Source organism: Prevotella scopos JCM 17725, assembly GCF_018127785.1.
GTDB classification, from domain to species: Bacteria; Bacteroidota; Bacteroidia; order Bacteroidales; family Bacteroidaceae; genus Prevotella; species Prevotella scopos.
Genome location: NZ_CP072390.1, coordinates 690,755 through 705,421, shown reverse-complemented (window position 1 = coordinate 705,421; position 14,667 = coordinate 690,755). Strand labels below are relative to the sequence as shown.

Below are 14,667 nucleotides of genomic sequence, written 5' to 3'. Positions count from 1 at the left end.
TAACTAAGTAACAACAAAAAGGCATGTGAATTACTTCCACATACCTAAATATTTAAACTTAAAATTCTTACCTTTAGCCGATGGGAATTGACTTCTATTATCTACCCTATCTTTCAAATACTCTACGATACGATTATAACAATCCCAGCCTGAAACAGCTTTGCACTGTGCAACAAAATGTGTATCTCTATATTCATGCTTGCCTGATGTTGGGATTAGAACAACTCGCTTGAAATCAAGTTCGCCTTCATACCATCCATCACGCTCCTCGTTGAGATGCATAATTGCAGGGTTGTCCTTTCGCACCATACCATCAGCAACAGGACGAAGAGCTTTTTTCTGTTTAAAATCCATCATAGTGGCAGCTTCAGTCTTGATGACAATGAAATAAACACGAGGACGAACTTTATAACGTTTAGGATAAAAGACATCGCTAGCAGCATAATTTCTAATATCATCTTCCAATTCTGGAGTAAGCTGAATATCAGGAATAGAACTTAGGAAATCGAGAGCTTCCTCAACGCTATGAACTAATACTTCATTATCGAAATATCGCAAATATAAATTCATAAAGAAATTGCTATATATGTTTCTCTAAAAAGAGCGGCAAACGAGGCTCGAACTCGCGACCCCGACCTTGGCAAGGTCGTGCTCTACCAACTGAGCTATTGCCGCATTTACAGCGTAAGTAACCACTTACTTAAAAGATTTATGTGAAGAGGAGGAGACTCGAACTCCCACGAAACAATTTTCACTACCCCCTCAAAGTAGCGCGTCTACCAATTCCGCCACCTCTCCAGCATATAAAAAGTATTCTGAATCATAAAGTGCCCAGAACAGGACTCGAACCTGCACGTCGTGAAACACACGCACCTGAAACGTGCGCGTCTACCAATTCCGCCACCTGGGCATAAAACAAGAAGCTTACTTCTATATTTTTCAGAATATCAAAGAGCGGCAAACGAGGCTCGAACTCGCGACCCCGACCTTGGCAAGGTCGTGCTCTACCAACTGAGCTATTGCCGCATTTAAAGTCTCTCTTTCTCTAAAGAGTTAGACAAAAGTCGGGGTGACAGGATTCGAACCTGCGACCGCCTGGTCCCAAACCAGATGCGCTACCGAGCTGCGCTACACCCCGTTGCATATTCTTAGTGATAAACTCATTTCCGAATTGCGAGTGCAAAGGTACTATATATTTTCGACACCGCCAAACTTTTCTTCATTTTTTTTCAATAGAAATCTGATTTTATCCCAAAAGAGCAAAATAAAAATGGTCTTCACAAATAGCAAAATTATTGATTAACAGACTACTATAAAAGAACAACATCAAAATAGTGATCATGGCAAAATTTTTATAATTTTACCACACTTGCAATTCGATTGTTTGTCCATCTAATGACATTTATCATATTATAGTAGATTACTCCATACTGTAAAATACCATCACAAAAGCCCCCATATCTTATATTAAGGTAATAAGGAAATAAACTATGGCACTACACAAACATTTCCATCAACTTATTTTCAAGATAAATTCAGGCTTGATAATGGTTCATAAAGGTAATAGATTTCTAACTTGCCTACAACATCATATATAAAAAAATATTTCTTATGTTTTATATACCTTTCATACACTCGCTTTTTAGATCAATCCTTGGGTATAAACCTATAAGTTTCCGAAGAACAAAAAATCAATTATGCAAAGAATATTATTACGCAATAACGAATCTCATGCCAAAAGAAATTCATTACCCAACTATAACATCCCAATACCATAGAGTTTCCCACTTTTACATACTTTGGCAAGAGCCTTTCTTAACAGCATAGCTCAATGTCGTAGATTTATGGCTGAAATCAAAGTATAAATAATAATCTACTAATGTAGATTTTTTATATCCCTCATACGAATCATCTTAGACTCAAAACAAACCATAGTAATACAATATAATTCTCACAATACGTTCCCATTCATCCACTCAATTGTGTATCCTTGTAAACATAACCATCAACACATATTGTGTTTAGCATCCGCACCAATTGTGCTAAGCCTCAACACCACATGTGCTAAGCACCTGCACCAAACATATAAAATATCTGCACAAAATCTAGTGATACTAAACGTCCACAGACATAGTATAAATTAGGAGCTTAAAACGTTCTACCCCATTGCTAACATTAAACTTACACTATTGTAAATCGATGATTTTAAGTAATCGTCATTCGTAATACCTAGTATTAAAGAGAAGTGTTTCTTCATTTATCCCTTAAGTACGTAACATCACATCTAGACTTTGTTATCACACATACTTATTGCGCCGTTATTATCACTTACATATATAAGGTATAAAAAAAGGAATTACTCAACATGAATAATTCCTTTATTTTGTATATTATAAGTCCACAAATATAGGACGAAATTACATTTTATTTAATTATGCCCTGCTCCTTAAATATCTTAGTTAAAGCCTGGACACCACGCTCAACCTGTTCCTCGGTATGTGTAGCCATCAAAGCAAAACGTACCAAGGTATCTTGTGGAGCACAAGCTGGAGGAATTACAGGATTAATAAAAACGCCTGCCTCATACGCAAACTTAGTCACGATAAAGGTCTTTTCAATATCACGAACATAAAGTGGAATAATTGGGCTTTCAGTGTCGCCAATCTCGAAACCTTCTTCTCTAAATCGCTTCAAAGCATAATTTGTAACCTTCCAAAGTTGTTCTAAGCGTTCTGGTTCCTGTTCTATAATGTGAAGTGCTTCCAAAGCTGCTGCTGTTGCAGCTGGTGCATTACTTGCTGAGAAGATATAAGTGCGGCAAGTATGACGCAAATAATTAATCGTATCTTTATCACCAGCAATAAAGCCACCAATTGATGCCAAACTCTTTGAGAAGGTACCCATAATAAGGTCGACCTCGTCTGTCAAACCAAAATGATCACAAACACCCCTACCCTGACGTCCGAACACACCTAAACCATGTGCTTCATCAACCATGATGGAACAATTGTATTTGTGTTTCAATTCAACAATTGCAGGTAGATTTGCTAAGTCACCTTCCATAGAGAAGACTCCATCAACAACAATCAGTTTAACTGCGTCATGAGGAAGTCGCTGGAGGACACGCTCCAAATCTTCCATATCATTGTGCTTATAACGAAGTTGGGTGGCAAAGCTCAGACGACGTCCATCAACAATACTTGCATGATCACGATCGTCACAAATGACATAATCTCCTCGTCCTACAACAACTGAGAGAACACCAGCATTTACTGAAAAACCTGTAGAGAAAACAAGTGCCTCATCTTTACCTTCAAATGCTGCAAGTTCTTTCTCCAACTGCACGTGGAGATCAAGCGTTCCATTCAAGAAACGACTTCCAGCACAACCTGAACCATACTTTTCAAGAGCTTTTTGAGCAGCACTAATCACACGTGGATCATTAGGTAAGCCAGTATAGGCGTTAGAACCAAACATAAGGATTTTATTGCCATCAATATCTGTTACCTCTGTTCCTTGCTTACTTGTAATCTCACGGAAGTATGGATAAACACCAGCATCCATGAACTTCTGCGGCTCGCGATAGCTTTTGTACTTGTCTTGTAACTGTCCCATTATATTTTAATGTGGTGTAGTCAATGACTACTTAATATTATTTTTAGGGTGCAAAGATACTAATTTAGAATGATAAAAAGCAGTTTTTAATTAGAAAAGTGATTTTTAAACATTTTTGCTCCCATAATAACCATGATATAACTAATAAATATGTATCTTTGTCCAAATAAACAATGCGCTTGTTTGACCCAATGAATAAGAAAAAAATAGTTTTTATCCTCAACCCCATATCGGGTACTATTTGTAAGGCTGGTATTCCCAATCTTATAGAGGAACGACTCGACAAAGAACAGTTTGACTATCATATTGCAGAAACTCAATATGCTGGGCATGCAACTATTCTTGCACAAGAAGCCGTGAAAGAAGGAGTTGATATCGTTATCGCAGTAGGCGGTGATGGCACAGTCAATGAGGTCGGCAGAGCACTTATTAATTCGAACACCGCCTTAGGCATACTCCCTTGTGGCTCGGGGAATGGACTTGCCAGACATCTTGATTTACCAATGAATCTAAAGAAATGTGTTGATATCATTAATAGCTATGATGTAAAAAAACTTGATTATGGCATTATTAATGAACATCCTTTCTTTTGCACCTGTGGCATGGGGTTTGACGCTTTTATTTCAATGAAGTTTGCAGAGGCCGGAAAACGTGGTCCCATCACATATATGCAAAAAATTCTTGAAGAAGGACTCAGTTATAAACCTGAGACTTACGAAATCGAGGATGAAGATGGGACACATCGTTATAAAGCATTCCTTGTATCAGCAGCCAACGCTTCTCAATATGGAAACAATGCATATATTGCTCCACAAGCCTCAATGAGCGATGGATTGTTGGATATTATTATCATGGAACCTTTCGATATTATCGATGCACCACAAGTCGCAATTGAACTTTTCAACAAGACACTTGATAAAAATCTGAAGATAAAAACATTCAGAACTAAACACATTCATATACATCGTAAAAAAGAAGGTGTTATTCATTTCGATGGCGACCCTATCACATCAGGTGTTGATGTTGACATTTCTATTGTCCCAAAGGGTATAAATATTATTGTAAATCCAAAGAGCAAAAAAGATAATAGGCAACCCAACATCTTACAAACAGCTTTTTCAGAGATCTTTTATAACTTTGATTTGATGAGACAAGATTTTACAAAACAAAGTAGAAAGGTACAAGCTATTAACAAAAACCTACTTCGCAAATTGAACATGTAAAATCATAAACAAGACCAATGGGCTTCACTTTCAAACAATTTCATATCATCGATGAGCATACAGCCATGAAGGTTGGAACGGATGGTGTGTTACTTGGGGCCTGGGCAGAAGGAGGATTAAAAATCCTTGACATAGGAACGGGGACAGCACTTATTGCTCTTATGATGGCACAACGTTTTCCATCAGCAAGCATTGATGCAATTGAGATTGATGAAGGAGCCCTTGAAGATGCACGTTTTAACGTCATGCGGTCTCCATTCAGTGATAATATAAATATTCTCAACAAGTCATTGCAAGATTATTGTCCCTACTGCGAAACAAAAGAAGAAGGGATATATGACGCTATTGTTTGCAATCCACCCTACTTTATTAACTCATTAAAAAATCCTTTACAGCAAAGGACAACTGCAAGACATACTGACACGCTCTCTCACCAAGAGCTTATCTTTCATTCAAAACGACTTCTTAAAGCAAACGGGACTCTTTCAATCATCATCCCTTCAGATAATAAAAATTTACTTGAAGCAGAGGCTATATTTAACGGATTATCTGTGCACAAAATAACATACATAAAAACTAAATCTTCGAAACCAGCAAAACGTTGTCTGATTGAATTATCAAAGAATTCTAAAACACAACGCATCATAAATGAAGAGGTGCTTACAAACGCTGATAATTCTCTTACCGATTGGTATCATAATCTGACAAAAGAATTTTATATCAGATAAAATTATAATAAATTAATTTGCTGTGTTATGACGCCACAAACAACCTATTTTCCGGCCATCACTGTCACTACCTGTAGTCATTTAACTTATTAATTCACAGCAACATGCACGGAATGTTAAAAGTGACAGCAACTTACAATAAAACTATTCTCAGGTTTTATGTAATCTTCACTCACCTTTCTGGAAGATGAAATCATAGAGACATCCCACTTAAACTAGGGATATTCAGAATTTTTCTAACTAATTGTTTGTCAGTGTAATATATTATTTGTACCTTTACATAAAATCCCCCGAACGACCCTTCACGGGCAGAATCGGGGGAAAAATTTAAAAAAAACGTCGTGAAGATACAAAAAATTTCTGATATAACACCAACTTTGCCCTTTACAGAGTTTGATTTTTTACAGAGCTATCGTGACAGCTTTGCAAAAAGCGAACTTGGACGTATCCATTCCCAGCTCCCACTTAAGGAGTTGGCAGCAGCATGTACGAGTCGTAGCCATAAGAGCAAGCGGGGCAAAAAGCCTCTTTTTTCGTGTGAGGGAGAAATAGCCCTGATGTTCCTCAAGTCATACACAGGTCTGTCTGACGATGGCTTGATAGAGATGCTTAACGGAAGCATCCACATGCAGATGTTCTGTGACGCTCTGATAGACCCTTCCTGTCCCATTAGGGATGGAAAGATTGTAAGTGCCATACGCAACCGTCTTGCCCGTCTTCTTGACATAGACAGCCTTCAGGGCATATTGTACGCCAAATGGAAAGACAGCCTCAAGGACAAGGACCTATGCCTGACGGATGCAACCTGTTATGAGAGCTACCTGCGCTTCCCGACAGACATCAAGCTACTCTGGGAGTGTTGCCATTGGCTTCACAAGCTGCTTGTCTCCGAGTGTAAGCACCTGTCGGAGCGTGTTCCGAGGAGCAAGTATAATGATGTTGAGAAGGCTAGGCTTGCATACGCCAAGCAGCGCAAGCACACAGCATCATCCACGCGCAAGCTCAGGAGAAGACTTCTGAAACTGCTCTCCAAACTTCTTTCTCAGTGGTACCGTCTTTGCAAATTGTATAGCCCTTGTATCAGCCTGTCGGCAGAACAGGAAAAGCGTCTCTCCGCCATACGTGCCGTATTCCGCCAACAGTCAGCCTTGTTTTCAGGCAAGGAAGTCAGGCACCGTATTGTCAGCATCGACCGTCCCTACCTCCGTCCCATTGTCAGGGGCAAGGAAAACAAGCGTGTGGAGTTTGGGGCAAAGGTCAACAACATACAGATTGACGGCATATCATTCATAGAGCACCACAGCTTTGAGGCTTTCAACGAGGGTGTTCGTCTTAAGCAATGTGTTGAGTATCAGGAATCTCTGACGGGGGTCAAAGTTAAGCGTGTCGGTGCCGATTCCATATATGCCAACAATGCCAACCGAACAATGTGTACGGAAAAAGGCATAACCACCTGTTTCGTCAGAAAAGGTCCCAAGCCCAAAGAAGAATCAGAATGTCTCAGGACGGCGAGAAAGATTATTGGAAACCTCAGGGCCACTGTAATGGAGGGCAGCTTCGGGAATCAGAAACAGCACTATGCCGTTGGGCGCATCAAGGCACGTAACATGTTCAGCGAAACATTACTGCTCTTCTTCGGAATCCATACGGCTAATGCCGCCATTCTTGCCGCAAGGCTGATGGCCAGGGACATGAAGAAGGTGGCTTGATAAAAAGATAAGGTGATTTATATCCATCCATAGGCAGGTATGGAAGGGGCAGGTATGCCCATACGGCTCAACATTTGAGATTTTTGAGCAGAAAACACTGCAAATTCTTTTTCTAGGAACTTTTCCAAGAAAAAGAATCCAGTTTTTGAATGCTCTTGGCAGGTTCAGGAGTGAATTAACTGAAATTCCCTAAACTATAAATCATATTTTTCAATCCATACATTCAACGTAAGATATGCATAATCCACCTTCTTTTTGTTGAAGTCCCAATTAAAGCGACTTTATTCTTTCAGTCTTTCGGTTTTATTTTGTAACTTTGCAAGCTAAAAGTAGGTATAAAAGAACTTTATGAAACAAAATAGCTCTATACAAATGATTACTGATTACGAAGGTGATATGCCAAACTTGAACGTACAAGTTGATGGCGAAATCCCTATCTTCGTAACCCGTAACCTCGTTATGTTCCCTGGAATTCTTTCTCCGATCCTTGTTGGTAGAAAGCCAACATTAGCATTAGTTGAGCAATTGGAGGAGAATCCAAACACGATTATAGCAATTGTAAGCCAGAAAGATAGCAATATTAATGACCCTCGAGAAGACGATATTTATATGACTGGTATCTATGCACGCTTCGTACGTGCTTTTGATATGCCAGGAAATTATGAGGGCAATAATCGTACTGTTATACTACAAGGACTTGGTAAATGTAAGATCAAGAAGATTACAACTCTAAGCCCTTACATGAAGGGATACACTGTTGCTTTGCCAGAAGAGTCTGAGCCAAAGAATGACAAGGAATTCTCTACGGCTGTAGAAGACATGAAATTGGTTGCAAAGGAATATATCCATGGAAGCGATGATATTCCTGATGACACACAATTTGCACTCAACAATATCAACAATCCTGTCGTTGCGGTAAATTATGTATGTTCAACCATGCCTTTCTCCGTAACAGACAAAATTCAAATGTTAGAAGAAGACTCCATTAAGGGGCGTCTGTTCTCGTTAATGAAGGTACTGAACCGTGAAATCCAGTTCCAAACTCTTCGTCAAGATATCCGTACTAAGACACGTGAGGATCTCGACGAACAACAGCGCGAATATTTTCTGCATCAACAAATTAAAAATATCAAAGAAGAATTGGGGGATGGTGACTCAGCACCTGACAAGAAAGAATTACTCGCTAAAGCAAAGAACAAAAAGTGGTCTGAGGATGTTGCAAAGATATTCCAAAAGGAATTAGATAAACTGGACACCCTTAATCCACAAAGTCCTGATTATAGCGTGCAGGTGAACTATCTTCAAACGATGGTAAACCTACCATGGAATGAATATACCAAAGACGATCTTGACTTGAAACGTGCAAAGCGTATCCTCGATAAGGATCACTATGGTATGGAGAAAGTGAAAGAACGTATCCTTGAATACATCGCGGTCCTCCAGTTACGTGGTAACCTGAAGTCACCAATCCTCTGCCTTTATGGTCCTCCAGGAGTGGGTAAGACCAGCTTAGGAAAGAGTATTGCTGAGGCCATGAAGCGTAAGTATGTACGTGTATCATTGGGTGGTTTACACGATGAATCAGAGATTAGAGGGCATCGTAAAACCTACATTGGTGCTATGCCTGGACGTATCATTAAGAATATTCAAAAGGCAGGCTCATCAAATCCTGTATTCATACTTGATGAGATTGATAAGGTAACACAAAACACAATTAATGGTGACCCATCATCAGCTTTATTGGAGGTTCTCGACCCAGAGCAGAACAACGCCTTCCATGATAATTATCTAGATATGGATTATGACCTATCGAAGGTATTGTTCATTGCTACAGCAAATGATCTCAACACAATTCCACGTCCACTACTCGACCGTATGGAACTCATTGAAGTTTCTGGTTATATCACGGAAGAAAAGGTAGAGATTGCAAAACGTCATCTTGTTCCAAAAGAACTTGAGAATACTGGTTTAGACCAGTTAGAAGAGAAGCCTAAGTTTACTAAGGCTACACTAGAGAAAATCATAGAAAACTATACACGTGAGAGTGGTGTTCGTCAGCTTGAAAAGCAAATCAATAAAGCGATGCGCAAACTTGCATTCAAACAGGCGATGGACAAGCTACTTCCTTACACGAAGATTACACCTGACAAGCTGGTGGACTTGCTCGGCAAACCATCTTACACACGTGATATCTATCAAGGCAACAAATATGCAGGTCTTGTTACTGGACTTGCTTGGACGAGTGTTGGTGGTGAGATTCTCTTTATTGAGACTTCACTTTCAAAAGGCAAATCAGGTAAGTTGACACTGACTGGTAATCTTGGCGATGTGATGAAGGAGTCTGCAGTCATTGCATTAGAATATGTAAAGGCACATATCAACGCCTTGAACGTTGACTATCGTATCTTTGAGCAGTGGAACATCCATATCCACGTGCCAGAAGGAGCAACGCCAAAGGATGGTCCTTCAGCTGGTATCACAATTGCAACAAGTATTGCTTCAGCACTCACACAACGTAAAGTGCGTAAGAATACCGCTATGACAGGTGAGATAACCCTACGTGGTAAGGTCCTTCCTGTAGGTGGTATTAAGGAAAAGATACTTGCTGCTAAACGTGCAGGAATAACAGACATCGTGATGTGTTCTGAAAACAAGAAAGACGTTGAGGAAATCCTAGAGATTTATCGTAACGGACTTCATTTCCATTTTGTTGAGAACATTCAGCAGGTATGGGACTTCGCTTTAACTGATGAGAAAGTAGAACATCCTGTTGACTTTACAATTGCTGACGAAAAGAAGGAGGAAGCAAAATAATGACATTTGAACTTCAGCACACAGATAAAGCAAGTGATGCTCGTACAGGTATCATAACAACTGACCATGGACAGATTAAAACTCCCATCTTTATGCCAGTCGGGACAGTTGGGTCTGTTAAGGGAGTGCACTTTGAGGAGCTACGTAAACAGGTCAAAGCACAAATTATTTTAGGTAACACCTATCACCTCTACCTGCGCCCAGGACTTGACATCATCAAGGCTACAGGTGGTTTACACGCTTTTAATGGTTGGGATCGTCCTATCTTGACAGATTCTGGTGGCTTCCAAGTTTTTTCTTTGACGGGCATACGCAAACTTTCAGAAGAAGGCTGTGAGTTTAGAAGTCACATTGATGGTTCCAAGCATATCTTTACACCAGAAAACGTGATGGACACAGAACGCATCATTGGTGCTGATATCATGATGGCTTTTGACGAATGTCCTCCGGGACAGAGTGATTATCAATATGCCAAAAAGAGTTTGGAGATGACACAGCGTTGGCTCGATCGTTGCATTAAACGATTCAACGAGACTGAGCCTCTCTATGGTTACAACCAAAGCCTCTTCCCTATCGTTCAAGGCTGTACCTATAAAGACTTACGCCGTGAAGCTTCGAAATTTGTGGCTGATAAAGGTGCCGATGGTAATGCTATCGGCGGTTTAGCTGTTGGCGAACCAACCGAGGTGATGTATGAAATGATTGAAGTAGTCAACGAGATTCTTCCTAAAGACAAACCTCGTTACCTGATGGGAGTTGGTACACCACAGAATATTCTTGAAGCCATTGAGCGTGGAGTAGATATGTTTGATTGTGTTATGCCTACTCGCAACGGACGTAATGCAATGCTTTTCACCTACAATGGAACGATGAATATGAAGAACAAGAAGTGGGAAAACGACTTCTCACCAATTGATTTAGATGGCTGTGATATTGATGTCATCACGAGCAAAGCGTATCTCCATCATCTCTTCAAAGCAGGAGAACTACTTGCCATGCAGATTGCCAGTATACATAACCTTGCTTTCTATCTTCGTCTAGTCACAGACGCACGTACACATATTGAGCAAGGTGACTTCGTACAATGGAAGGCATCTGTTATCGAACAATTAGGAAGAAGAATTTAAGAAGAAACTCAATGAGTAAGGTAAAAGAGATTGTTGATAAAATCAAAAGACTGATTAATCATTTCGGGCAATGCCTTATTGAACATTTACCTATATTGAAGAAGGTGGGACATCTACTTAAGATGCTCACTCCTTCTCGCTATATAGGGATTCTTGATTGGTATATCATTAAGAAATTCATTGGTACATACATCTATGCTATCTTACTGATTATCTCTATTGCTATTGTGTTCGACTTTAATGAGAATCTCTCAAAATTCACACAATATCATGCCCCATGGCGTGCAATCATATTTGATTACTATGCTAACTTTATTCCTTACTATTCTAACCTCTTCTCACCATTGTTTGTTTTTATTGCCGTTATCTTCTTTACTTCCAAACTGGCTGGTAACTCTGAGATAATATCAATGATGGCAGCAGGAGTATCGTTCAAACGATTGATGCGCCCCTACATGATATCCTGTGTCCTCATTGCAGGTTTAACATTTTATCTTAACAGCTATGTCATTCCTCATGGCACTGTCATTCGACAGAACTTTGAATCGCTTTATCGTAATTCAAAGAAGAATACATCAGCAGAGAATGTACAGTTGCAAGTAGCAAAGAGTACTATTGCTTACATACAGCATTACGACAACCAGTATAAGCGTGGCTATGGTTTTTCACTTGTTAAATTTAAAGACAAGAAGATTGTTAGCCACATGACTGCAATGGAGATTCAATATGACACAGTTGCTGACACAAAGTATCATTGGAAAGTTAGCAATTGGAAGATTCGTACGCTCAAAGGATTGAAAGAACATATCCAAAGTGGTGCCACAAAGGACACAGTACTACTCATGGAACCGACTGACCTTGTCTATTCTAAGGGACAGCAGGAGACGTTCACATCTCCAGAGCTATTGGATTATATCTCAAAACAAACTAGCCGTGGTTCTGGTAACGTGGTACAGTATGAAGTTGAGTTTCATAAACGAATAGCAATGTCATTCTCATCCTTCATTCTTACAATCATCGGTCTTTCACTTTCTTCGCGCAAACGAAAAGGTGGAATGGGACTTTATCTTGGTATCGGTTTAGCACTTAGTTTCGGTTACATCATGCTCCAAACCGTATCAGCGACCTTTGCAATACAGGCTGACACACCTCCAATACTAGCAGCATGGATTCCTAACATTATTTTTGCTGTAATAGCTTACTTCTGTTATAGGCATGCACCTAGCTAACAAGATTAACAAGACAACATTAAAAACTTACCCTCATGATAAAGGGAAAAACAATAATATATGTATTTTGAAGATTTAGATTTAAACGATAACGTACTTGACGCACTCTATGACATGCGTTTTGATGAATGCACTCCAATTCAGGAGAAGTGCATTCCTGAAATATTAAAAGGACATGATGTTTTGGGTGTTGCTCAGACTGGAACCGGCAAAACAGCGGCTTACCTTCTTCCAGTACTTTCCAAGTTAGCTGATGGCGGTTATCCGGAGTCGGCTATTAATTGTGTCATCATGTCGCCAACTCGTGAATTAGCACAGCAGATTGACCAAGGTATGCAGGGTTTTGCCTACTATCTTAACGGCGTATCATGCGTTGCTGTCTATGGCGGTAATGATGGTAATAGATATGATCAGGAACTAAAGAGCCTTGCATTAGGAGCTGATGTTGTAATTGCAACGCCAGGACGATTCATATCTCACATTTCCCTGGGTAATGTTGACTTGTCCAAGGTTAGTTTCTTTATTCTTGATGAGGCTGACCGCATGCTTGACATGGGTTTCTCTGATGACATTATGACAATTGCAAAGAAGTTACCATCTACTTGTCAGACGATAATGTTCTCAGCTACGATGCCTCCAAAGATTGAAGAGCTTGCTAAAAGCTTGTTAAAGAATCCAATAGAGATAAAACTTGCAGTGAGCAGACCAGCTGAAAAGATACAGCAGAAGGCTTATGTATGCTATGAAACTCAGAAGATGGGTATCATTAAAGACATTTTCAAAGCAGGAGACCTTAAGCGTGTGATTATATTCTCTGGTTCAAAACAGAAAGTAAAACAGATAGCAGCATCACTCAATCGTAAGCATATCAACTGCGGGGAGATGCACTCTGACTTAGATCAGGAGCAGCGAAATGACGTCATGTTCAAGTTCAAGAGCGGACAAATTGATGTTTTGGTAGCAACTGACATCGTTTCACGTGGTATTGATATTGATGACATAGCGATGGTCATCAACTATGATGTTCCACACGATGCAGAAGATTATGTTCATCGTATCGGTCGTACCGCACGTGCCGATCGTGATGGAAAAGCAATTACATTCGTGAATGAGGACGACATCTACTTCTTCCAACAGATTGAATCATTCTTAGAAAAAGAGGTTGAAAAAGCCCAACTTCCAGCAGAACTTGGCGAAGGTCCTGAATACAAAAGCAATAGTAAGCCTAAAAAAGGTAGCAATAGTGCGAAGAGTCGTCGGAAGAAAGATCGTGACCATCAAAGTCACAAAGATAAGAAACAGGGAAATAACAAGCAGCGCAACAGACGCCCTGTACCTCAGACACAAAACACCACTGATGAAAACGACATTAAAAGACAGGAGAATAAGGTAGCTAATAAACAGAACAACAATGCACTGAAACAGAAAGAAAACAATCCTGTAACAACGTCAGCAAACAAAAAGAATAATCGTCAGGGTAAAGGCAGACAGCAAGAGCGTCAAACAAAAACCGATAACGAGAAGCGCAATGAGAGAAAGCCTTCAAATAATAAAGGTAACGTAGAAAGTACTGCCAATCAACAGAATAAAAAGTCGAACAATAAGCGCAAAAAACGTAACAACCGCCAGCGTACTTCAGAAGAAAAGTCAGTAAGAAGAAGTACCAAATATGATATTCGTGAGGAGTTACCATCAACATCTAACAACGAGTCAGGTTTGAAGGCACTTATCAAGAAACCATTGAAATGGCTTCGTGGACTTGGTAAGAAATAAATTTAACACTCTAGGTCGTCAAAACATGATGCCCGTAGCCCAAACATTAAGGGTTGCGGGCATTATCTTTTCTTTACGGGTAATTAATAATTAAATCTACTGCTATCATCAAAATCTTGATTCCCTCACATCAAAACAACTTTTCGAAACAAACCTCTTGGAGTACAAAGCATCTATCTTTATGTTTATTAAAGTAATCATAGCAATATATATCATTCTCCGTCACAGTTATTATATTGTATAAGAAGGATGAGTCCCAAGTCCAAACCTTTCTTAGGTTAGACTTGCGCTCCTTAATACTATTTATTATATAACAGCTCAAATATAAGGCTATACTTTTAGGAAAGAATTTATTGTCTACATCTAAATATAACTCACCAGATCTAAAATATACAGCCAAAAGAAACTTTGAAACACAAGAAAACATAACAAGACAAGTTCGTTTATTT

9 protein-coding genes and 5 tRNA genes are annotated in these 14,667 nt (G+C 39.5%); 7 read left to right on the top strand and 7 right to left on the bottom strand.

Features of this window, described 5'->3' with window-relative positions:
* Positions 1-30 precede the first annotated feature (30 nt).
* The 7 genes from J4856_RS08250 to spt form a co-directional block, all read right to left on the bottom strand.
* Positions 31-570: a hypothetical protein gene (locus J4856_RS08250; RefSeq protein WP_025839950.1), complete on the bottom strand. Its 540-nt coding sequence runs from the start codon at positions 568-570 to the stop codon at positions 31-33.
* 32 nt (positions 571-602) lie between these two features.
* Positions 603-675 (bottom strand) — tRNA-Gly (locus J4856_RS08245).
* Between the two features lie 39 nt (positions 676-714).
* Positions 715-798: transfer RNA gene (locus J4856_RS08240), tRNA-Leu, on the bottom strand.
* 30 nt (positions 799-828) lie between these two features.
* Positions 829-910: transfer RNA gene (locus J4856_RS08235), tRNA-Leu, on the bottom strand.
* Between the two features lie 43 nt (positions 911-953).
* Positions 954-1,026, bottom strand: a tRNA-Gly gene (locus tag J4856_RS08230).
* A gap of 38 nt (positions 1,027-1,064) precedes the next feature.
* Positions 1,065-1,138, bottom strand: a tRNA-Pro gene (locus J4856_RS08225).
* Positions 1,139-2,424: 1,286 nt separating this feature from the next.
* Positions 2,425-3,615: a serine palmitoyltransferase gene (spt, locus tag J4856_RS08220; RefSeq protein ID WP_025839951.1), complete on the bottom strand. Its 1,191-nt coding sequence runs from the start codon at positions 3,613-3,615 to the stop codon at positions 2,425-2,427.
* A 191-nt stretch (positions 3,616-3,806) separates the two neighbouring features.
* Between spt and J4856_RS08215 the strand changes: the two genes are divergently transcribed.
* The 7 genes from J4856_RS08215 (at position 3,807) to J4856_RS08185 (ending at position 14,218) form a co-directional block, all read left to right on the top strand.
* Positions 3,807-4,838, top strand: coding sequence for a diacylglycerol/lipid kinase family protein (locus J4856_RS08215; protein WP_065367877.1), 1,032 nt, complete (start codon positions 3,807-3,809; stop codon positions 4,836-4,838).
* A 17-nt stretch (positions 4,839-4,855) separates the two neighbouring features.
* Complete coding sequence (locus tag J4856_RS08210; RefSeq protein ID WP_025839952.1) at positions 4,856-5,566, top strand: tRNA1(Val) (adenine(37)-N6)-methyltransferase; 711 nt, start codon at positions 4,856-4,858, stop codon at positions 5,564-5,566.
* 341 nt (positions 5,567-5,907) lie between these two features.
* Positions 5,908-7,275, top strand: a complete 1,368-nt coding sequence (locus J4856_RS08205; protein WP_211817820.1) for a DDE transposase — start codon at positions 5,908-5,910, stop codon at positions 7,273-7,275.
* Positions 7,276-7,623: 348 nt separating this feature from the next.
* Complete coding sequence (gene lon / locus J4856_RS08200; RefSeq protein WP_025839084.1) at positions 7,624-10,089, top strand: endopeptidase La; 2,466 nt, start codon at positions 7,624-7,626, stop codon at positions 10,087-10,089.
* Complete coding sequence (gene tgt / locus J4856_RS08195; protein ID WP_025839082.1) at positions 10,089-11,216, top strand: tRNA guanosine(34) transglycosylase Tgt; 1,128 nt, start codon at positions 10,089-10,091, stop codon at positions 11,214-11,216. The genes lon and tgt overlap by 1 nt, the downstream gene beginning before the upstream one ends.
* A gap of 11 nt (positions 11,217-11,227) precedes the next feature.
* Positions 11,228-12,445 carry an LptF/LptG family permease gene (locus tag J4856_RS08190; protein ID WP_025839080.1) on the top strand — a complete coding sequence of 406 codons (1,218 nt, stop codon included), beginning with the start codon at positions 11,228-11,230 and terminating at the stop codon, positions 12,443-12,445.
* A gap of 60 nt (positions 12,446-12,505) precedes the next feature.
* Complete coding sequence (locus J4856_RS08185; protein WP_025839078.1) at positions 12,506-14,218, top strand: DEAD/DEAH box helicase; 1,713 nt, start codon at positions 12,506-12,508, stop codon at positions 14,216-14,218.
* Positions 14,219-14,667: the final 449 nt, after the last annotated feature.

Bases quoted from the DNA above. Each gene is read 5' to 3' on its own strand.
- J4856_RS08185 (WP_025839078.1), top strand. From the start codon at position 12,506: ATGTATTTTGAAGATTTAGATTTAAACGATAACGTACTTGACGCACTC.
- tgt (WP_025839082.1), top strand. From the start codon at position 10,089: ATGACATTTGAACTTCAGCACACAGATAAAGCAAGTGATGCTCGTACA.
- J4856_RS08210 (WP_025839952.1), top strand. From the start codon at position 4,856: ATGGGCTTCACTTTCAAACAATTTCATATCATCGATGAGCATACAGCC.
- J4856_RS08250 (WP_025839950.1), bottom strand. From the start codon at position 570: ATGAATTTATATTTGCGATATTTCGATAATGAAGTATTAGTTCATAGC.
- lon (WP_025839084.1), top strand. From the start codon at position 7,624: ATGAAACAAAATAGCTCTATACAAATGATTACTGATTACGAAGGTGAT.
- J4856_RS08215 (WP_065367877.1), top strand. From the start codon at position 3,807: ATGAATAAGAAAAAAATAGTTTTTATCCTCAACCCCATATCGGGTACT.
- J4856_RS08190 (WP_025839080.1), top strand. From the start codon at position 11,228: ATGAGTAAGGTAAAAGAGATTGTTGATAAAATCAAAAGACTGATTAAT.
- spt (WP_025839951.1), bottom strand. From the start codon at position 3,615: ATGGGACAGTTACAAGACAAGTACAAAAGCTATCGCGAGCCGCAGAAG.